We start from the raw sequence: 20,406 nt of genomic DNA, 5'->3' as shown, positions 1-20,406 counted from the left end.
CTGGGCCAGGGCGGTAAACGGAATGCGATTTTCAGACGGCTTCGAACCCGTACAGCTGCGCAGGGTTGTCCACCAGGATGCGGTCCACCGCCGCGGCCTGCGACCCTGTCCAGGCGTGCAGCAGATCCACCAGATCGGCATCGTTCACCGTGCCGGGCGGCTCGGTGGTGTGGGGCCAGTCGCTGCCCCATACCAGCCGCTCGGGCACGGCCTGCACCAGCGCGCGGCCCAGAGGCAGCGTGTCGGCGTAACTCGGGCCTCGCACCGTGGAACGCATGTAGGCGCCGGAGAGCTTGACCCAGGTGTTGCCCCCGTCGAGCAGCCTACGCAGCACGCCGTAGGCCTGCGCGGACGGGCCTTCCGTCGGGTCGATGCGGCCCAGATGATCGATCACCAGCGGCACGAGCAACGCCTGCAGCACCGGCCGAAGCGCGACGATCTGCTCCGCATCCGCGAAGACCTGGATGTGCCAGCCACCACAGTGCGGATGGCGCGCGACGCGGCTCGCCAGCGTGGTGAGCATCTCGGGCGTGGTCGCACCCCAGGACTGCGGCGATACGAAGTTCACCCGCAGGCCGCACACGCGGCGCGCGGCCAGGTGTTCCAGCTCGGCATCGCTCACGTCCGTGCCCACGACCGCCACGCCCCTCGCGGTGTCGCCAAGCTGCTCCAGGGCATCCAGCGTGCAGGCGTTGTCCGTGCCATAGGTGGAAGGCGTCACCACCACCGAACGCGCCGTGCCCAGGCGCTGCTGCAGCCGACGGTAGGCAGCCACCGGTGCATCGGGGGGCAAGCGCTTCCAGTGCACCGATGGTGCAAAGCGCGGATCGAAAATGTGCATGTGGCTGTCGCATGCCATCGCGGGCAGCAAGCGCAACGGGCGGCTCACTCCCATGGAATGCGGCACTGGGATGGGAAGCGCAGGCAGGTGCATGGTGCCCGTCAGTCCAGTTTGATGTCGCCCTTGCGTACCACCTCGCCCCACTTGGCGTCTTCCTTCTTGAGGAAGGTGACGAACTCCGCGGGCGTGGAACCGATCGCCTGGGCGCCCAGATCCGCGAGGCGCTGCTTCACCTCGTCTTCCTTCAGTACCTCGACCAGTGCCTGCTGCAGCTTGGCGGCCACCGGCTCGGGCGTGCCCGCAGGCAGGAACACGCCGTTCCATTCATAGGCCTCATAGCCGGGAATGACGGTCTCGGCCACCGTGGGCACATCGGGCAGGCGCTTGGACCGCTGGGGGGCCGATACCGCCAGTGCACGCAGTTTGCCGCCCGACACCAGCGGGTACGAGGCCGCGATGGTGCCGAACATGAAGTCCACCTGCCCGCCCATCACATCGGCAATGGCGGGGCCACCACTCTTGTAGGGCACGTGCACCATGTCCAATTGCAGCTTCTGGCGGAACAGCTCCGCCGCCAGCCGCTGCACGGTGCCGCTGCCGCCCGACGCGAAGTTCAGCTTGCCAGGCTCGGCTTTCGCCTTGGCGATCAGGTCATTCACGTTTTTGAAGGGCGAGTCGGCTTTCACGATCAGCGCGTTCGGAGCCAGCAGTACCAGGGACAGCGGCTGCAACGCCGTGCTGGCGTAAGGCATCTTGGGGAACAGGTGCGGATTGATGGAATACGGCGTGGCGTCGTACAGCATGGTGTAGCCGTCGGCAGTGGCCTTGGCCACATAGCTCGCGCCGATCGTGCCGCTGGCGCCGGCCTTGTTGTCCACGATCACACTGGCACCCAGCCGGGCGCCCAAGCGCGTGGCCAGCACCTGGGCCACGGCATCGGCAGCACCGCCGGGGGCGTAGGGCACGACGATCGTGATCGGGCGGTCCGGGAAAGCGGCATGTGCCACGGTGGCGGCAAGGGCGCAGGCGGCGATCAGGGGGGAGATGACAAAAGCACGCATGAGGTCTCCTGGTTCAATGGCAAAGCGACAGAGAAAAAGCAACCGCAACCCGCCGCGAGCCACGCGGCCCGGGCCCAGGACAGTTGCGTTGGAAGGCACGCCGGTGGTCAGTCGGCCTTGAGGTTCAGGTCGAGGGCAATCTGCGTATAGGTGGCCACTTCACGCCCGACCCGCGCCACGAAGGCAGCGCCGCAGGTCGACTCGGCGTCCAATCCCAGGCCACGCAGTTTTTCGGCGGCAGCCTCGCTCTTGGCGAAGTCAGCGGCCACGCGTTCCAGCGCCTGCGCGACCGGCTCGGGAACGCCGGCGGGCGCCAGCACGCCGTACCATGCGTCGGCCGAGTAGTTGCCACCCCCGATTCCGCGAAGGTGGCGACGTCGGGCAGCAGGCCGGAACGCTGTGGAGACGCCACCGCCAACGCCGCCAGCTTGCCACTGCGGATCTGCGGCAGGACCGAGCCCAGCGTGGCGAAGGAGCTGTCGAGCTGGCCGCCCATCAGGTCCGTCACCACCGGTGCGGCGCCTTTGTAAGGCACATGGTTGAGCTGCAGGCCATTGGCGCGGGCGAACATCTCGGTCGCGAAGTGGCCCGAGCTGCCGATGCCAGCCGTTCCGGCAGTGATGCGGCCGGGCTCCTTGCGGGCCTTGGCCATGTAATCGGCCAACGACTTCATCGGCAAGCCCGGCCCGACCACCAGCACCGTCGGGCTGGTCGCCACCGTGCACAGCGGACGGAAGGAGCGCACCGCATCGAACTTCACCCGGTTGCTGTACAGCCCGGGAATCATCGTGTGGTTGGTCGCACCGAACAGCAGCGTGTAGCCATCGGCCGGCGCGCTGGCCACCGCCTGTGCAGCCAGGATGGTGTTGGCACCCGGCTTGTTGTCGATGATGAATGGCTGGCCCAGCGCGCGGCTGGCGTGGTCAGCAAACGCCCTGGCCACCACGTCGGTGGGGCCGCCTGCCACAAATCCCACCACCAGCTTCACGGGCTTGGAAGGATAGCCACCGGCCTGCGCGAAAAAGGTGGCGGACACCATGCACAGCGCAACCGCCAGCGCCTTGCGCACCGGCGCTGCCAGCCTTCTGGTTTCGAAACTCTCGCTCATTGAATGTCTCCTGTCAGGGGCCGCACTGGCGGCGGCTTCTTGTTCTGGCGCAACCGGCATCCCACACCGGTCGGGGAAAAGCGGACACGCAACGCTGGCGTGCCCAGCCTCGGGTCTTGGCTACGAGGCTGCGGCAACGGCAGCCGGGGCGCGGGCCAACACCTCCAGCAGGTTCTTGGCAGCCCCCACGCCCATGTTCACGTAGGCATCGCCCGTCACGCCGCCGATGTGCGGGCTCAGGATGAAGCGTGGCTCGCCCTGGAACGGGTGGTTGGCCACCATGGGCTCCACGGCGAAGCTGTCCAGGCCCGCCGCCATCACCTGGCCCGATCGCACGGCAGCCAGCAGGGCAGCTTCGTCGACGAGTCCGCCACGCGCGGTGTTCACCACGATCACGCCGCGCTTGCACTGTGCCAGCGTGGCGGCATTCAGCATGCCGCGGTTATCGTCGGTCAGCGGGCAGTGCAGCGAAATCGCGTCGGACTCGCGCCAGATCGTCGCCAGGTCCACGCTCTGCACGAAGGCCGGCAGGTCCTTGGCGAAGGGATCGAAGCCGATCACGCGCATGCCCAGTGCATCGGCCATCCTGGCGAAGCGCAGGCCAATGGCGCCCAGGCCCACGAGGCCCACCGTGCGCCCACCCAGTTCCAGGCTCTTGTGCGTGGCCTTGTCCCAGTGGCCGGCGTGCATGCGGGCATCGAGTTGCACCACCGACTTGGCACAGGCCAGCAACAGGGCCAGCGCCTGCTCGGCCACCGCCGCGGCGTTGGCACCTGCAGCGGCCACGACCTCTACGCCACGGGCCTTGGCGGCCACCTTGTCGATGGTATCGGTGCCGCTGCCGTGCTTGGAGATCACCTTGAGCGATGGCGCCGCGTCCATCACGGCGGCGCCCACCTTGCCGTAGCGCACGATGATGGCCACCGGGTCATGCTGCCGACACAGCGCCACCAGGTCGTCTTCGGTGGGTGTCTTGCCGGCATAGACGATCTCGAAATCCTGAAGCAGATCGAGTGCCTGCTGCGCCAGATCGGCGCCGGTCACGAGGATGGCGCTCACAGCGATTCCCCTTCCTTCAGCACGCCGGCGGCGCGCAGCGCGGCGGGCAGCCATTTGGAGGCCGTATCGCCACGGGCAATCGCCTCGATGCGCGCGGCCTCATCGGCCACCTTCTTTTCGGCCAGCGCCATCATGGCGGGCGCCTTGGCACGCTCGATGACCACCACGCCATCGGCATCGCCCACCACCAGGTCGCCCGGGTTCACCACTGCGCCGCCGGCCGAGATGGGATGGTTGATGCGGCCCGGCACGTACTTGGTGGGGCCGGCAGGATTGAAACCAGCGCTGAACACCGGAAAACCGAGTTCCAGCAGTTCCAGCTTGTCGCGGATCGCACCGTCCACGATCACGCCGGCCAGGCCGATCTTCTTGCAGGCGCTGAGCATCAGCGTGCCCATGAGCGCGGCGGTCTGGTCGCCCTTGCCGTCAATGACCAGCACATCGCCCGGTTTCGCCAGCGCGATGGCCGCGTGGATCATCAGGTTGTCGCCCGGGCGCACTTCGACCGTGAAGGCGGGACCGGCCACCTTCATGTCCTGGTGGACGGGCGCCACGCGGGCATGCATGGTGCCGCGGCGTCCTGCCACATCGGACAGGATGGCGGCCTGGAAGGTCGCGGCCTTGGCGACGACCTCGGCGCTGACGCGCTCGATGTCACGAATGACTTCTGGGAGTTGGCTCATGGTGGTTCCAGTGGGGTTGGGAAGAAATAGAAAAACGGAAGAAAACACTGGCCTGCAGCGACCTCACTCGGCCTTGATATTTCCGTCCTGGATGACCTTGGCCCACTTGGCGGAGTCGGCCTTCTGCAGATCGCCCAGTTGCCGGGGCGTGCCGCCGACCAGCGTGACGCCCAGCTTGTCGGCCAGCGCGACCACGCCCGGGTCCTTCAGCGCGTTGCCGATCTCCTGGTTCAGGCGCTGCACGATGGCGGCGGGGGTCTTGGCTGGTGCAAACACGGCCTGCCACTGCTCGACGACAAAGTCGTTCATGCCGACTTCGCCCATGGTGGGTACGGACGGCAGGGACTTCAGGCGCTGCGCCGACGTGACGGCCAGCGCGCGCAGCTTGCCCCCCTGCACATGCGGCAATGCAGCCGCGGCAGGCGCAAACATGAATTGAACCTGTTCAGCCAGCGTGTCCTGCAGCGCCGGGGTGTCGCCCTTGTAAGGCACGTGGATGAAGCGCGCGCCCGACTGCTGCTGCAGCAACTCCCCCTGCATCTGCAGGATGGTGCCGTTGCCGCCGGAGGCGAATGCCAGCTTGCCGGGCTGCGCCTTGGCCGCAGCCACCAGATCGGCCACGGTCCTGAACGGCTGGTTGGCGCCGACCACGAGGATGTGCGGAATGGTGCCGATGGTGATCACGGGCTCGAAACCGCCGATCGGGTCATAGGGCAGCCTTCCCATGAGGTGCGGCGCGATGGCCTGGGGACCGATGGAGGTGCCCAGCAGGGTGTAGCCATCCGGCGGCGCCTTGGCGACGAACGCCGCGCCGATGGTGCCCGTGGCACCGGCCTTGTTGTCCACGATCACGTTCGTGCCCAGCGCTGCGCCGACGCGCTGCGCCACATTGCGGCCGAGCACATCGGTGCTGCCGCCCGGCGGGTACGGAACCACCCAGGTGATGATCTTGCCGGCAGGCCAGTCGCCCTGCGCCAGCGCGGGGCAGGTGAGCAGCGGGCCGAGCAGCGCGGCGCCTGCGGTGGCCAGCAGGCTGCGGCGTGCGAGCCGCGCCTTTGGAGAAGAAAGGATCGAAGTGGTCATGGGCTTGTCTCTTGTGGGTCAGGCGAAAGAGGAAGGCGGCGTGAAGCCGTACAGCGCGGCGGGGTTGTCCACCAGCACGCGATGCAGGATGGCCGCATCGCCGGTCTGGCCGGCCCAGTCGACGAGCCGATCCACCTGTCGGGCGTCGTCCGGCATGGGGTGCGCACCGGACGATGCGGTGGCGTGGGGCCAATCGCTGCCCCAGACCACGCGCTCGGGCGCGCAGCGCAGGTAGCTTGCGGCCAGCGCATCGAGGGCGGGGTCTTCGGGCGAGTGGTGTTCGCTCACGATGTAGCCGCCGGACAGCTTGATCCACGCCTGTCCGCGCTGCAGCAGGTCCTGCAGCAGCGCGTGTGCGGGATGTTGCCCGGCCTGCGCCGGCGAAATGCGGCCGAAGTGGTCGAAGACCAATGGAACGGGCAGCCGGCGCAGCACCTCGCTCTGCGCCGCCAGCAGATCCGGCGCCATCAGCAATTGCAGGTGCCAGCCCAGCGGTGCGATGCGGCAGGCCAGCGGCATCAGCGATTGCACGGTGCCCGATACGCCGAGCGACAGGTTCAGGCGCACGCCGCGCACGCCGGCGTCATGCAGGTGCTGCAGTTGGGCGTCGCTCTCGCCGCCGTCGATCACCGCCACGCCACGTGCCTGCGGGCCCAGCGCCGCCAGGCCTTCGAGCATGCAGCGGTTGTCGGTGCCATAGGTCGAGGGTGTGACCAGCACGGTGCGCGCGGTGCCGAGGCGTTGCTGGAGCGCGCGGTAGTCCTGCGCCAAGGCGTCCGGCGGCAGCAGCCTGGCGCCCGGTGCAGCGGGAAAGCGGCCGTCATAGACATGCACGTGGCAGTCGCAGGCGTCTTTCGGCAGCACCGTGCGCGGCGCGGCGCTACCGGCCGAGAAACGCACAGGCGTGGCAGAGCTTTCGCGGTGCATGGCGAGGGCTCGATGGGCGTGGGAAATCAAACGTTGCGGGGCGCCGCGTCAATCCAGGCTGGCGCCCGAGTCCTTGACGATCTTGGCCCAGCGGGGCACTTCGGACTTCAGCAGTGCGCCGAACTTTTCGGGGGTGCCGCCCAGCACATCACCGCCTTCGGAGCGGAGCTTTTCCGCCACGTCGGGCTGCGCCAGCGCCTGGTTGATGGCCTTGTTCAACTGCTGCACGATGGGGGCGGGCGTGCCGGCCGGGGCCAGCACGCCATACCAGGAAGCGGCCTCGAAATCCTTGTAGCCCGACTCGGCCAGCGTGGGCGTCTGCGGCAACTGGTCGGATCGCTTGAGCGAAGTGATCACCACCGCACGCAGCTTGGCATTGCGCACCTGCCCCAGCAGCGTGGGCACGGCCGACATGTACAGGTCGATCTGCCCGCCCACCAGGTCGGTCATGGCCTGGGCAGCGCCCTTGTAGGGCACGTGGCGCAACTTGATGCCGGCGGCGTTCTCTGCCAGTTCACCGGCCAGATGGGCGACGGTGCCGTTGCCGGAGTAACCCAAAGTGATGCCGTCCGGCTTGGCCTTGGCGGCGGCGACCACATCGGCGAACGTCTTGTAAGGCGAGTTGGCGGGCGCGGCCATCACGATGGGGGCCGACGACACCAGCGCCACCGGGACCAGATCCTTCAAGGGGTCGTAGGGCAGCTTGGCATACAGCGAGGGGTTGATGGCCAGGTTGCTGGTCTGGCCCATCACCAGCGTGTAGCCATCGGGCGCCGACTTGGCCACGGCATCCACACCCAGGTTGCCGCCCGCCCCAGGGCGGTTGTCCACCACCACGTTCCACTTGTGCTGCTCGGTCAGCTTCTGCGCCACGGTGCGCGCGATCATGTCGGTGCCGCCGCCGGGCGGGAACGGCACGATCAGGCGGATTGGCTTGTTCGGGTAGCCGGACTGCGCTTGCGCAGTGCCGGCAGAAAAGGCCAGAACCGCCATGCCCAGCAGGGCGATGGACAAAGGTGCGCCCAGGGCGCGCCGGGTCAGCGAGAAAGTTGGCATGGTTTGTCTCCGTTGTGATGGCGTGTCGCGCCTTGTTCCCAGGCGTTGCCAAGACTTTACGAAAACGTTTCAACCCATACAATATAGTTTCATACAGCGAAACATATTGCACCATGAGCAACGCAATAGGCGGCAACCCGAACGCCTCATCCACACCGCCGCAGGGGCCTGGCGAGGTCGCATCCGCCGCCCCGAGGTCCTCCTCTTCAGCCACGGCGAAAGAAACCGGTGGGGTCATCGCCGTGACGCGCGCCCTCCAGTTGCTGGAGGCGTTCTCCCTGGGCGAATCGCATCTGCCGCTCGCAGAGCTGAGCCGCCGCTGCGGGTTGCACAAGACCACCGTGCTGCGCCTGGCGCGCACGCTGGCGCAGTCCGGCTTCATGGTGCAGCGCGAGGACGGCGACTGGCGCCTCGGGCCGGCGGCGGGCTGGCTGGGGGCGCGCTACCAGGCGGGGTTTGACGTGCAGAACGTGCTGGAGCCGGCCTTGCGCGAGCTCACCCAGGCCACGGGCGAAAGCGCGGCGTTCTATGTGCGTGAAGGCAACGTGCGCACCTGCCTCGTGCGGGTGGAAGGCCCACAGGCGCTGCGCCACCATGCCCGCATGGGTGAAGGCCTGCCGCTCGACAAGGGCTCGCCGGGCCGCGTGATACTGGCCTTCTCGGGCGAACCTGGTGCGGACTACGAAGACATCCGCCAGCGTGGCTACCACTGGTCCATCGGCGAGCGGGAGCACGGCGTGGCCACCGTCTCGGCGCCCGTGTTCGGCATGCATTGGCGGCTGATGGGCTCGGTGTGCATCTCGGGGCCGGAATCACGCCTGCCCGAAGCCCGTCTGCAGGCGCTGGCCAAGACGGTCACCGCAGCGGCCACACGGCTGTCCTATGCGCTGGCGGGCAGTTCCGCGCCCCCCTCCTCCACCGGGATGCGCGCGACCCAGTGGCATCCGTGATAAGTTGCAGGCGACCATTCGCGCCAGCCACAACACAACGGAGACAACCCTTGAGCCGCTACCCCTTCCCCGACCTCGCTGCCCTGCCCGACGACATCCGCGCCCGCATTCTCGAAGTGCAGGAAAAGGCCGGCTTCGTGCCGAACGTGTTCCTGGCATTTGCTCGGCGACCCGCCGAATGGCGTGCGTTTTTCGCCTACCACGACGCCTTGATGCTCAAGGAGGAAGGCAGCCTGACCAAGGGCGAACGCGAGATGATCGTCACCACGACCAGCGCCGCCAACCAGTGCCTCTACTGCGTGGTCGCGCACGGTGCCCTCCTGCGCATCTACGAAAAGAAGCCGCTGGTGGCCGATCAGGTGGCGGTCAATTACCGCAAGGCCGACATCAGCCCGCGCCAGCGGGCCATGCTCGACTTCGCGATGAAGGTGTGCAGCCAGTCGCATGCCATCGAGGAAGCGGATTTTCCCGCCCTGCACGCCCACGGCTTCGATGACGAGGACATCTGGGACATCGCGGCCATCACGGCATTCTTCGGCCTGTCGAACCGCATGGCCAGCTTCGCGGGCATGCAGCCCAATCCCGAGTTCTATCTGATGGGCCGCGTACCGCGCCCAAAATAGCGCCCTCGAAATGCGTTGAACCGCCCCAGGCGCCTCCGCCATACTGGGACAAAGCAATCACACGGCAAGAGCTGCAGCCAGCAGCCGCCTCGGCTTTGCAATACCCGCAAGAGGGGGAGGAAAACCATGGAACTCGCGTTTCGGAATGCGTGCGCGTCTGCGTCTGCAACCGCCTTTGCCATTGCGTTGGCGTGCACCGCCGCACTGCCCGCACAGGCCCAGTCAGACACCCCGCGGCGGGTGTCCAACCCACCCCTGCTGGAGTTGCAGCGCAAGGCGCCTCGCAGGCTCCAGCTGGCAGCGGGCCCGGCCACGCGCGCCGTGTCCCACGAAGCCTCGCTGGACCTGAACGTCGTCTACACCGACGGCAAGCTCTGGAACCCGGCCGAGCAGCGCTTCGACAAGGTGCGCCTGCGCAGCTACCAGGGCACCCGCGTCGATCCCAAGGCGCCTTTCGTCTCGCCCATGCTGGAGATCCGCCCCGGCGACACCATCCGCATCCGCCTGAACAACCAGTTGCCGCCCGACCCGAGCTGCACCACGTTCACCGGCGGGGTCAATACGCCGCACTGCTTCAACGGCACCAACCTGCACACCCACGGCCTGTGGGTGAACCCGGCAGGCAATGGCGACAACGTGCTGATCTCCATCAACCCAACGGTGAGCTTCGAGTACGAATACAACATTCCCTCGGACCATCCCGCCGGCACCTTCTGGTACCACACGCACCGCCATGGCTCCACCGCGCTGCAGGTGGCCAGCGGCATGGCGGGCGCACTCGTCATCCGCGGCGACCGGCCGCCCACCTCCACGCAGACGGGCGATGTGGACACCCTGCTGCGGCCCACTGCCCGCCAATCGTTCAAGGAACGGGTGCTGGTGCTGCAGCAGATCCAGTACGCCTGCCGCGACAAGAACAACCGCATCCAGTTCAACCCGGACGGAACCTACCGCTGCAACGAAGGCGACGTCGGTGGCATCGAGCACTACAAGGCCGTGGACAAGGAGGACAAGGACCAGTTCGGCCCCGGGTCCTGGCCAGCCTCCGGGCGCTACACCAGCATCAACGGCGAGGTGCTGCCCACCTTCGAGGGCGCGAAGGCTGGGCAGATCGAACGCTGGCGCACCATCCATGGCGGCGTGCGCGACACCATCAACCTGGAGTTCCGCAAGCTGCGGCCGGGCGCACGCAGCGCACAGGCGCTGCGCGCCAGCGAGCACGATGCCTACATCGAACAAAATTGCACGGGCGCCCCGCTGCCCCAGCACCTGATCGCAGCCGACGGACTGACCACCGCTGCGGCGATCCCCAGCACGCAGACGGTGTACCAGCCGGCTTACCGCTGGGACACCTTGATGGTGTTTCCCGAGGCGGGCGACTACTGCGTGATCGACGCCGCCTCGCCCGCTTCGGCCAGCGTGAACCAGGCGCCCCCGTCGCGCCAGTTGCTGGGCACCGTGAGCAAGGTCGCCCCTGGCAATCCCGTTCCTCAGAACATTTCGGCGTACCTCGCAGCGGAACTCGCCGCCGCTGCCGCCATCAACCTGCCCTCGGACGTGCGGGCCCAGGTCAGCGCTGAATTGAAGGATGGACTGAAGCTCACCAGCTTCGTGCCCCACCCCACCGTGCAGGACAGCGAAGTCACGGGCACGCAGACCCTCGCATTCAACATCGACCTGAACGCCCAGCCGATCCAGTTCCAGGTGAACGGCAAGCCCTTCGATCCGAACCGCGTCGACCGCGTGCTGACCTTGGGCGGGGTGGATGAATGGACGCTGCAATCGGACTTCGTGAGCCACCCGTTCCACATCCATGTGAACCCGTTCCAGATCGTCAAGATCCTCGACCCGGACGGCAAGGACGTGTCCGGACCGGACGGCGACGACAAGGCGGACGGCACCGTCGACCCGCAATACCGCGCGCTCAAGGGCGTGTGGAAAGACACGCTCTGGGTGAAGAACATCGCAACCAAGGAAAAGCCCAACGGCAAGTACACGCTGATCGTGCGAACGCGCTACCAGCGCTACATCGGGGACTACGTGCTGCACTGCCACATCCTGGACCACGAAGACCAGGGAATGATGCAGATCGTGCGGGTGGCATTGCCGGACGGCGCTGGCGGGGCCAGTAAGGGCCACCACTGACCTCAAGGCCCGACGCCCCCCCGACACCGGAGAACCTCCCCATGATCAGCAAAAGAAACGCACTGAAAACCGCGGTCGCCGCCGGCCACCACCCCGTTCTCGGGCCTGATGCCCCGAGAGACCTGATCTTCAGGATGCACCGGCAACCTCGACCGCATCTGCCCGTCCGGGAACGCGCTTGGCCGACGGGAGATCACCGCGCTTCGCGGTGCACCCGCTGCGCGCCTTCACCGCGGCGCAGCCACAGCGCAGCCAGCGGTTTCTCGTCTCCCTGGCAGGTGATGCCCCCCTGCCCCCGGCGGGGCAGCCGGTCTGCCTGCTGATCGGTTGTCCCATCGACGGCATCCCCCACGAGTGCGGGCGAGCCGCCCTTGCCATTGAACTCTTTCCCACCAAATGACCATGCCTGCAGCATCCCGTTCCACACCCGCCACGGCCTTTCCACGCACCCAACGCATCGGGATCCTGGTGTTTCCCCAGTTCGAGCCGCTCGACGTGTGGGGCTTCATCGAGGCGTTTTCCATCGCGCGCTTCATCGGCACCTCCTATGCCAACGCGCCGGCCCTGCCGTTCGAGATCGTGCTGATCTCCAACGAGTGCAGGCCGGCCGCGAGCGGTGCCAGCCCTGCGCCGGTTCCCGCGCCGGTGGCCAGCTTCAACGGCCCCCGCGTGGCGCCGGATCTGTTCCGCGACGAGGCGCTGGAGCAGCCGCTGGACCTGCTCATGATTCCCGGCGGACAAGGGGTCGGCACCTTGCTGATGGACCCGGACACCGCAGCCGTCCAGGCCTTGCTGCAATGGGTGCAGGCCATGGACCAGCACGTGGCCGTGGTCACTTCGGTCTGCACCGGCGCGGCCATCCTGGCGCGATCCGGCCTGCTGGATGGGCGGCCGGCCGCCACCAACCACCAGGCCTTCGGCTGGGTGGCGGGCTTCGGTCCCGCGGTGCTGTGGGACAACGTTTCGCGCTGGGTGGATGCGGGCAAGTACGTGACCTCGGCGGGCGTGTCCGCAGGGACCGACATGGCCTGGCACCTGGTTGCTCGCTTGGCTGGCCGTGCCGTGGCCGAAACGGCCGCCCTCGCCGCCGAGTACGACTGGCACCGCGATCCGGCGCAACCCATCTTCTACCCCCAACAGGCTGCGGTGCCTTCTTCCTGAGCCCTCTGCCGACGTCAGCAGAAGGGGGGAGCGCTAATCCCCCGCGTCGGCGCGCAGCATGCCCCACAGCATGCGCACCAGTTCGTCCTCAAACGCGGGCTGGCCCAGCAGGGGCGAGTCCTCCAGCGCGGCGCTGCGGATGGCGCCCATGATGGCGCGCGTGGCAACGAACATCATGGCCGGCGTGGGAGCGCGCACCGAGGTATCGCCCACCTCGATCAGGCGGGCCAGCGCCAGGGCATTGCGCTCCGCCCCTTCGCGCAGCGCGGCCGTCACGCGGTCGTGGTGGTCGATGCGCCAGCCCAGCCGCACCATGCCGCGCCGAACCCGCGAATGGCCGCCGGTGCCGAAGGCCGCGACCAACAGCCGAACCACGTCGCGCAGCACGGCCCGCACCTCACGCCGCTGGGCCACGGCCTCGTCCAACAGCTCGCGCAGTTGCTGCTGCACGCGGTTGCGCTCGCGCTCCACCATGGCCAGCACGATGGCCTCCTTCGAGGGGAAATACTGGTAGAGCGTGCCGATGGAAAAGCCCGCCACCTGCGCGACCTTGTTGGTGGTGACGCCCTCCTCGCCTTCCTTTTCCACGATCTGGGCGGTGGCGCCGAAGATGGCCTCGATGGTCTGGCGCGCCCGCGCCTGCGTGGGCTGGCGGCGCATGCCGGAGGAACTGTCGGGGGATGGAGATTTCTTCAAAGGCGGCTTTCGAGCGGTGGACGCGGCACGGCAGGGCCAAGCCCTGGAAACTGAATGGTGCTCAGAAACGGTGGCGGCGGCAAGGGTGCCAGCGTCACCTGGCCCCAACCATCCGCCCCTTCAGCCGGCGGGTGCCGTCGATTGCCGCTCGATCAGGCGAAAGCCAAGATCAAAGATGGTTTGCGGGCCCGCGTTGCCCCGGCAACGGTCGATGACCAGTTGCGCCGCCAGCCGGCCGATCTCCGGGCCATCGACATGCACGGTGGTGATCGAAGGCAGCATGTGCTCGCTGAAGTCGGCATTGCCAAAGCCGCAGATGGCGAGGTCCTGCGGCACCCGCAGGCCGCGGGCCGCGGCCTCGACGAGCACGCCGTGCGCCAGCGTGTCCGAACTGCACGACACGGCCTGCAGCCGCGGCTCTTGCGCCAGCAGCTCCGCCAGGGCCCTTCGCCCCAGGGCCAGGCTGCTGGGTGCGGGCACCGTGGCGGTCGGCACGTCCCGCCCCAGGGTGGCGACGAAACCCTCGCGGCGCAGCAGGGCACGGTGGTCGCCGCCCGTGGCGATTCCCACGCGCTGCCAGCCCCGGGACAGAAAGAACCCCGCCACCGCGCTGCCCACTTTCAGGTGCGAAAAGCCCACCACCATGTCCACGGGGCGGTCGCTCAGGTCCCAGGTTTCCACCACGGGAATGCCGGATCGGCGCAGCCGGTCGCGCGCGCGCTGCGATTGCACCAGCCCGGTCATCACCAGCCCGTCGGGCTGGCGGCCGATCATGGTGTTCAGCACGGCCTCTTCGCGCTCGGCGTCGTAGGCGGTCTGGCCCAGGATGAGCTGGTACCCCTCGGCAGCCAGCGTGGTCGTCAGGCTTTGCACGGTGGGCAGGAACTGCGACACCGACAGCGCCGGTACCACGGCCGCCACCATCAGGCTGCGGCGGGACTTGAGCCCCCCCGCCAGCAGGTTGGGGATGTAGCCCGTCGCCTCGACGGCCTGCTGCACCCGGGCCTTTGTCTTCTCGGACACCACCCCCGGATTGCTCAGCGCACGCGAGGCGGTGATCAACGACACGCCAGCGGCCTTGGCCACGTCGTGAAGCGTGGCCGCCTTGAAGTTGGAGGGGGCGTTCATGGGGGTTTCGGAGCACACCGGTCGGGCGAAAGACGAGGACCATACCGCATTCCACGGCACCGCCCGTGGCGAGTGCACCGCTGCATTCCAGAGCACGTCCCGGACGCCAGCGGCGGTCACGGACAAGGGGAAAACCCCCAGCAGAAAAGCTTGCCGACCGGAAATGACAACGATATCATTTCCAATGCGCGCACACAGCGCACCTGGAAAAATCATAAAAACATGTCGATCCTGTAATGTTTTTGGCGGGGCTTCACCTTCCAATCAAAAATGACAACGTTCGCATTTCCATTAGGAGACAAATCATGAAACGATTCCTGGCAGCCATTTCCCTCGGCATTCTGGCCCTCGGTGCCCAGGCACAGTCCTGGCCCGAAAAACCCGTGACCCTGGTCGTGCCCTTCCCGCCCGGCGGCTCGACCGACCAGGTCGCACGCGCCGTGGGGCCCCGGTTGACGGAGAAGTTCAAGCAGTCCTTCCTGGTGGACAACAAGCCCGGCGCCACCGGAACGATCGGCGCCACGTTCGTGCAGCGGGCCGCGCCCGATGGCTACACCTTCCTTGTGACCTCCCTGGGGCCGCTGGTCATCGTGCCGCACCTGCTCAAGGGCCTGCAGTACGACGCGCTGCATGGTTTCGACCTGATCACCGTGGCGGTGCAGTCGCCCAACGTGCTGGTGGTGCCGGCCAACTCCCCGCACAAGACCGTGGCCGACGTCATCGCCTACGAGAAAGCCAACCCCGGCAAGATGAGCTTCGCCTCGGCCGGCAACGGCTCGAGCGACCACCTCACCGCCGAGCTGTTCTGGCAGCAGACGGGCACCAAGGGCGTGCACATTCCCTACAAGGGCGGCGCGCGGCCCACACCGACCTGATCGGCGGTCAGGTGGATGCCTCGTTCCAGAACATCAACGCCGTGTCGCAATACATCAAGGCCGGCAAGATGCGCGCGCTGGCCATCACCAGCGCCAAGCGCTCGCCGGTGCTGCCCGACGTGCCCACGCTGGCCGAAGCGGGCGTGCCCAATGTCGAGGTCGCTTCCTGGCAGGCCATCGTCGCACCCAAGGGGCTGCCACCCGCCGTGCGCGAAAAGGCCCATGCGGCGTTCGTCGAGGCGCTCAAGGACCCGAAGGTGCGCGAGCAGTTCACGTCGATCGGCTTCGAGATGGTCACCAACACGCCCGAGCAGTTCGCTGCCTTCCAGCAGCAGGAGTTCGCCCGCTGGAAGAAGGTGATCGAGACCGGAAAGATCTCGATCGACTGACCCCCGCCCGCCCCGCCTGGCCTGCGCCCCGTTTTGCCCGAATGACCTGCACTGCACCATGACCGCTTCCTCGTCCTCCCCCTCTTCCAGCGACAGCATCGCCTGGGTCCGCATCTCGTCGTGCTACCTGCCCCTGGCCAACCCCATCAGCGATGCCAAGGTGCTGACCGGCCGGCAAAAGCCCATGACCGAGATCGCCATGCTGTTCGCCGAGATCGAGAGCAAGGACGGCCACCGGGGCCTGGGCTTCAGCTACTCCAAGCGGGCGGGCGGGCCGGGGCAATTCGCGCACGCCCGGGAGGTCGCGCCGGCGCTGCTGGGCGAAGACCCGAGCGACATTTCCCGGCTGTGGACCAAGCTCTGCTGGGCCGGCGCGTCGGTGGGGCGCAGCGGCATGGCGGTGCAGGCCCTCGGCGCCTTCGACGTGGCGCTGTACGACCTCAAGGCGCGCCGCGCGGGCCTGTCGCTGTCCAAGCTGCTGGGCTCGCAGCGCGACTCGGTGCGCTGCTACAACACCTCGGGCGGCTTCCTGCACACCCCGCTGGACCAGCTGCTGCGCAACGCCAGCGCCTCGCGCGAGCGCGGCATCGGCGGCATCAAGCTGAAGGTGGGCCAGCCCGACCATGCGCTCGACATCCAGCGCGTGGAGGCGGTCCGCAAGCACCTGGGCGATGCCATGCCCATCATGGTCGATGCCAACCAGCAGTGGGACCGCCCCACCGCGCAGCGCATGTGCCGCGTCTTCGAGCCCTTCAACCTCGTGTGGATCGAAGAGCCGCTGGACGCCTATGACTTCGAAGGCCACGCCGCGCTCGCTGCCCAGTTCGACACGCCGATCGCCACCGGCGAGATGCTCACCAGCGCGGCCGAACACGGCGAGCTGATCCGCCACCGCGCGGCCGACTACCTCATGCCCGATGCACCCCGCGTGGGGGGCATCACCCCGTTCCTCAAGATCGCCGCGCAGGCCGAGCACGCGGGCTTGAGCCTGGGCCCGCACTTCGCGATGGAACTGCACGTGCACCTGGGCGCGGTCTATGCCACCGAGCCCTGGGTCGAGCACTTCGATTGGCTCGAGCCGCTGTTCAACGAGCGCCTGGAAATCCGCGACGGCCGCATGATGGTGCCCACGCGCCCGGGCCTCGGCCTGAGCCTGAGCGAGCAGGCCCGCGGCTGGACGCGCGAAACAGCGGAGTTCGGCACCCGCGCGTGAGCCCGGCGCCATCGACAATCGAGCGGCATGCCGCATGCAAAGCCCCCAGAACATCGCCCCACCCACGACGACCGCCCCATGACCGATTCCGCTTCACCCACCCGCCCGCCCCTGACCGTGCAGATGCACGCGGCCGACAACGTGGCCATCGTCGCCAACGACGGGGGCCTGCCCGCAGGCACGGTGCTGGCCTCGGGCCTGACGCTCGTCGACCGCGTGCCCCAGGCCCACAAGGTCGCCCTGGAAGACATCCCACAGGGCGCCGCCGTGCGCCGCTACAACGTGCCCATCGGCTACGCCATCCAGCCCATCCCCGCCGGCAGCTGGGTGCATGAGCGCCTGCTGCACATGCCCGAGGCCCTGTCGCTGGAGGGCCTGCCCGTGGCCACCGTGCGCCCCGAGCCCCTGCCCCCGCTCACCGGCTACACCTTCGAGGGCTACCGCAACGCCGACGGATCGGTGGGCACCCGCAACATCCTGGCCATCACCCAGACCGTGCAGTGCGTGGCCGGCGTCACCGAATTCGCGGTCGCGCGCATCAAGGCCGAACTGCTTCCCCGCTTTCCCAATGTGGACGACGTGGTGGCGCTGGAGCACACCTACGGCTGCGGCGTCGCCATCGACGCGCCGGACGCCGTCATTCCCATCCGCACCCTGCGCAACATCAGCCTGAACCCCAACTTCGGCGGCGAGGTGATGGTGGTCAGCTTGGGCTGCGAGAAGCTCCAGCCCGAGCGCCTGCTGCCCCCGGGCAGCATCCCGCTGGTGGACGAGCGCAGCGTGGCCGACGTGGGCACCAGCGCCGAACCCAAGCTGGACGTGGTCTGCCTGCAGGACGACGCCCACGTGGGTTTCATGTCCATGATCGACTCCGTCATGCGGCAGGCGGAAAAGCACCTGGAGCGCCTGAACGCCCGCCGCCGCGAGACCGTGCCCGCCGCCGAGCTGGTGGTCGGCGTGCAGTGTGGGGGCAGCGACGCCTTCAGCGGCGTCACCGCCAATCCGGCCGTGGGCTTTTGCACCGACCTGCTGGTGCGCGCGGGCGCCACCGTCATGTTCTCGGAAGTGACCGAGGTGCGCGACGGCATCGACCAGCTCACCTCGCGCGCCAGCACCCCGGAAGTGGCCCAGGCCATGATCCGCGAGATGGCCTGGTACGACGCCTACCTGGACAAGGGTCGGGTGGACCGCAGTGCCAACACGACGCCGGGCAACAAGAAAGGCGGCCTCTCCAACATCGTGGAAAAGGCCATGGGCTCCATCGTCAAATCGGGCAGCGCCCCGATCTCGGGCGTGGTCTCGCCCGGGGACAAGGCCACGCAGAAAGGCTTGCTGTATGCCGCCACGCCGGCCAGCGACTTCATCTGCGGCACGCTGCAGCTCGCGGCCGGCATGAACCTGCACGTGTTCACCACGGGGCGGGGCACGCCCTACGGGCTGGCCGAGGTGCCGGTGATCAAGGTGGCCACGCGCAGCGATCTGGCCCGGCGCTGGCACGACCTGATGGACATCAACGCCGGGCGCATCGCGGACGGGCAGGCGACCATCGCGGACGTGGGCTGGGAGATGTTCCACCTGATGCTGGAGGTGGCCAGCGGGCGCAAGAAGACCTGGGCCGAGCAGTGGAAGCTGCACAACGCCCTCGTGCTGTTCAATCCCGCGCCCGTGACCTGAGCGGCCCGGCGGCACCGGCCGCCGAACGCGATGACGGCGGCGTCACGCGCCGACGAGCGCGCGCACCCAGGCCGGCAGGTCCACGGCTTTCTTGCGCGGAAAGTCCACCCAGATGGTCGTGGCACCGCCCGCCGCGCACACCACGCCCGGCCGGTCCACGCGTTCCATCGTGCCCCAGGTCTCGAACGTGGTGCGCCCCGGGTCGCTCACATAAAGCTTGAGCAGCACCTCGGCCGGGTACTCGAGCTGCTGGTAGAAATTGCAGAAGGCATTCACGATCACTGGCCCCTGGCCCTGCGGGTCGGGATTGCAGCCCGCCGCGACCAGCCAGTCGATGCGGGCCGTCTCCAGATAGCGGAAGTACACGGTGTTGTTCACATGGCCCATGGCGTCCATGTCGCCCCAGCGCACGGGAAAGCGCATCGTGTGCACGAGCGTCTTGGCTTCGGGAATCTCGATCTTCATCGGCGGCCTCGGTTGGTGTCGGGCGTGCGGGGCGGAACGCGCTGCAGACGGCCCGGCGAAGACTGGCGTCCACCCGCACAGCGTATCGCACGGCAGTCCCTGCACAGCGACCTTTTCCGAAACATGAGCACGGCGGCCAAAGCGGGACGGTCGCTCGACCACCTCACGGCTGAAACGCAGCATCCACGCGGTCCCGGGGCCTGGCTGCAGGTGATCGGGCTGCCCCGGAAAACCTGAGCGGTAGGCGAGTAGCGCGTCCGGTCTAAAACTGAATAATCCTCAGAAAACGGAGCCCGGCGGCGTTGCCGGGCCACCGCCGTTTCTGGAAAGCCGCCTCCCATGTCCGAGATCCCCGCCTCCCCCGACCCCGCAGCCGCTGCCGCAGCCACCCTCCCCGTGCGCAAGCTCGAAGTGGACCTGCAAAAGGGCTTCGCCCGCCACTGGCACGGCGGCGATGCCTTCCGCACGCAGTTCTTCAATGCGCTGTCGATGAGCTTTCCGGTGGGCGAGCAATTCTTCATCGATTCCGTGCGCGATGCCACGCCGCTGCTGGGCAATCCCCATGGGCCGCTGGCCACCCGCTTCCAGGCCCTGTTGCGCGGCTTCATCGGGCAGGAGGCCACGCACCGGCATCTGCACGGGCTCTACAACGCCGAGCTGGAGCGCCAGGGCCTGCAGAACCACTGGCAGCACTGGGCGCGCGGACGCATCGCCCGCCTGCACCTGCGCACCAAGAATCCGCTGCACGCCCTGGCCGTCACCTGCGCCTACGAACACTTCACGGCCCTGCTGGCCGATGGCACGCTGCGCCATGGGCGCTGGCTCGATGGTGCCGACGCCACGCTGCAGACCGTGTGGCGCTGGCATGCGGCCGAGGAGACCGAGCACCGTGCCGTCGCCTTCGACCTCTACCGCGCGGCGGGCGGCAGCAACGCCTGGCGGGTGCGCTGGTACTTGTATGTGGCGCTGGTATTCACCGTCGATGCGATGCGCCAGACGGTGCTCAACCTGCAGCGCGACGGCACGCTGTGGCGCTCCTCCACGGCCTGGAGTGCGCTGCGGTTCTTCTGGGGACGCGATGGCGTGGCCTGGCGCTCGCTGCCGGCGCTGGTGCGCTACCTGCGCAGCGACTTCCACCCCGATCAGGAGCACGCATCGCCCACGGCCGCGGCGCTGGCCCAGCAATGGCTGCAGGCGAACGCCGAGCGCTTTCGCGTGGTGGGGCGCAACTGACCCGCGTTACTATTATTTTTATAGCAACATGCCCTA

Annotated in this window: 18 protein-coding genes and 2 pseudogenes; 8 read left to right on the top strand and 12 right to left on the bottom strand. The window is 67.9% G+C overall.

The features are described from left to right. Positions 1 to 31: 31 nt before the first annotated feature. From AC27IQ_RS05510 to AC27IQ_RS05475, 8 genes and pseudogenes are all read right to left on the bottom strand, one after another. Positions 32 to 934 carry an amidohydrolase family protein gene (locus AC27IQ_RS05510; protein WP_487088750.1) on the bottom strand — a complete coding sequence of 301 codons (903 nt, stop codon included), beginning with the start codon at positions 932 to 934 and terminating at the stop codon, positions 32 to 34. 8 nt (positions 935 to 942) lie between these two features. Next, positions 943 to 1,902, bottom strand: coding sequence for a Bug family tripartite tricarboxylate transporter substrate binding protein (locus tag AC27IQ_RS05505; protein ID WP_487088748.1), 960 nt, complete (start codon positions 1,900 to 1,902; stop codon positions 943 to 945). Positions 1,903 to 2,009: 107 nt separating this feature from the next. Next, a pseudogene (locus AC27IQ_RS05500) lies at positions 2,010 to 2,941 on the bottom strand (Bug family tripartite tricarboxylate transporter substrate binding protein). A gap of 189 nt (positions 2,942 to 3,130) precedes the next feature. Next, complete coding sequence (locus AC27IQ_RS05495) at positions 3,131 to 4,069, bottom strand: NAD(P)-dependent oxidoreductase (protein ID WP_487088746.1); 939 nt, start codon at positions 4,067 to 4,069, stop codon at positions 3,131 to 3,133. Beyond that, the gene (locus AC27IQ_RS05490) at positions 4,066 to 4,752 is read right to left on the bottom strand and encodes an RraA family protein (protein ID WP_487088744.1); all 687 of its coding nucleotides are present in this window, start codon (positions 4,750 to 4,752) and stop codon (positions 4,066 to 4,068) included. Before AC27IQ_RS05490 ends, AC27IQ_RS05495 begins: the two co-directional genes overlap by 4 nt. A 63-nt stretch (positions 4,753 to 4,815) precedes the next feature. Beyond that, positions 4,816 to 5,835, bottom strand: coding sequence for a Bug family tripartite tricarboxylate transporter substrate binding protein (locus AC27IQ_RS05485; protein WP_317358947.1), 1,020 nt, complete (start codon positions 5,833 to 5,835; stop codon positions 4,816 to 4,818). A gap of 18 nt (positions 5,836 to 5,853) precedes the next feature. Beyond that, the gene (locus AC27IQ_RS05480) at positions 5,854 to 6,762 is read right to left on the bottom strand and encodes an amidohydrolase family protein (protein WP_487088742.1); all 909 of its coding nucleotides are present in this window, start codon (positions 6,760 to 6,762) and stop codon (positions 5,854 to 5,856) included. Positions 6,763 to 6,810: 48 nt separating this feature from the next. Next, positions 6,811 to 7,818: a Bug family tripartite tricarboxylate transporter substrate binding protein gene (locus AC27IQ_RS05475; RefSeq protein ID WP_487088740.1), complete on the bottom strand. Its 1,008-nt coding sequence runs from the start codon at positions 7,816 to 7,818 to the stop codon at positions 6,811 to 6,813. A 113-nt stretch (positions 7,819 to 7,931) separates the two neighbouring features. On the opposite strand from AC27IQ_RS05475, the gene AC27IQ_RS05470 reads away from it, so the two are divergent. The 3 genes from AC27IQ_RS05470 to AC27IQ_RS05460 all read left to right on the top strand — a co-directional run bounded on the left by AC27IQ_RS05470 (position 7,932) and on the right by AC27IQ_RS05460 (position 11,536). After that, a complete protein-coding gene (locus AC27IQ_RS05470) occupies positions 7,932 to 8,768 on the top strand; it encodes an IclR family transcriptional regulator (RefSeq protein ID WP_487088738.1) in 837 nt (278 codons plus the stop codon). Positions 8,769 to 8,818: 50 nt separating this feature from the next. Beyond that, a complete protein-coding gene (locus AC27IQ_RS05465) occupies positions 8,819 to 9,391 on the top strand; it encodes a peroxidase-related enzyme (RefSeq protein WP_487088736.1) in 573 nt (190 codons plus the stop codon). Positions 9,392 to 9,631: 240 nt separating this feature from the next. Continuing rightward, entirely contained in the window at positions 9,632 to 11,536 is a 1,905-nt protein-coding gene (locus AC27IQ_RS05460) for a multicopper oxidase family protein (protein WP_487088734.1), read from the top strand. Positions 11,537 to 11,729: 193 nt separating this feature from the next. On the opposite strand, the gene AC27IQ_RS05455 is transcribed toward AC27IQ_RS05460, so the two are convergent. Next, positions 11,730 to 11,951 carry a hypothetical protein gene (locus tag AC27IQ_RS05455; protein WP_284430898.1) on the bottom strand — a complete coding sequence of 74 codons (222 nt, stop codon included), beginning with the start codon at positions 11,949 to 11,951 and terminating at the stop codon, positions 11,730 to 11,732. Between AC27IQ_RS05455 and AC27IQ_RS05450 the strand changes: the two genes are divergently transcribed. Next, positions 11,939 to 12,697: a DJ-1/PfpI family protein gene (locus tag AC27IQ_RS05450; protein WP_487088732.1), complete on the top strand. Its 759-nt coding sequence runs from the start codon at positions 11,939 to 11,941 to the stop codon at positions 12,695 to 12,697. The genes AC27IQ_RS05455 and AC27IQ_RS05450 overlap by 13 nt on opposite strands. A 33-nt stretch (positions 12,698 to 12,730) precedes the next feature. Here AC27IQ_RS05450 and AC27IQ_RS05445 read toward each other — a convergent pair whose 3' ends face one another. Together AC27IQ_RS05445 and AC27IQ_RS05440 are read right to left on the bottom strand one after the other, a co-directional pair. Next, entirely contained in the window at positions 12,731 to 13,357 is a 627-nt protein-coding gene (locus AC27IQ_RS05445; RefSeq protein WP_487088730.1) for a TetR/AcrR family transcriptional regulator, read from the bottom strand. Positions 13,358 to 13,513: 156 nt separating this feature from the next. Beyond that, complete coding sequence (locus AC27IQ_RS05440; protein WP_487088728.1) at positions 13,514 to 14,521, bottom strand: LacI family DNA-binding transcriptional regulator; 1,008 nt, start codon at positions 14,519 to 14,521, stop codon at positions 13,514 to 13,516. A gap of 305 nt (positions 14,522 to 14,826) precedes the next feature. Between AC27IQ_RS05440 and AC27IQ_RS05435 the strand changes: the two are divergent. From AC27IQ_RS05435 to garD, 3 genes and pseudogenes are all read left to right on the top strand, one after another. Next, a pseudogene (locus AC27IQ_RS05435) lies at positions 14,827 to 15,785 on the top strand (Bug family tripartite tricarboxylate transporter substrate binding protein). Positions 15,786 to 15,843: 58 nt separating this feature from the next. Further along, the gene (locus AC27IQ_RS05430) at positions 15,844 to 16,998 is read left to right on the top strand and encodes an L-talarate/galactarate dehydratase (protein ID WP_487088726.1); all 1,155 of its coding nucleotides are present in this window, start codon (positions 15,844 to 15,846) and stop codon (positions 16,996 to 16,998) included. A gap of 78 nt (positions 16,999 to 17,076) precedes the next feature. Next, on the top strand, positions 17,077 to 18,672 hold the full coding sequence (gene garD / locus AC27IQ_RS05425; protein ID WP_487088724.1) for a galactarate dehydratase: 1,596 nt from the start codon (positions 17,077 to 17,079) through the stop codon (positions 18,670 to 18,672). A gap of 42 nt (positions 18,673 to 18,714) precedes the next feature. Here garD and AC27IQ_RS05420 read toward each other — a convergent pair whose 3' ends face one another. Further along, the gene (locus tag AC27IQ_RS05420) at positions 18,715 to 19,137 is read right to left on the bottom strand and encodes an acyl-CoA thioesterase (RefSeq protein ID WP_317358922.1); all 423 of its coding nucleotides are present in this window, start codon (positions 19,135 to 19,137) and stop codon (positions 18,715 to 18,717) included. Between the two features lie 339 nt (positions 19,138 to 19,476). On the opposite strand from AC27IQ_RS05420, the gene AC27IQ_RS05415 reads away from it, so the two are divergent. After that, positions 19,477 to 20,370 (top strand): metal-dependent hydrolase, encoded by an 894-nt coding sequence (locus AC27IQ_RS05415; RefSeq protein ID WP_487088722.1) that lies wholly within the window; start codon positions 19,477 to 19,479, stop codon positions 20,368 to 20,370. Positions 20,371 to 20,406: the final 36 nt, after the last annotated feature.

Source organism: Acidovorax sp. KPB24-07 (genome assembly GCF_057543315.1).
The sequence above is the reverse complement of the archived record's forward strand: the minus strand, read 5'-3'. Positions and strand labels throughout refer to the sequence as shown.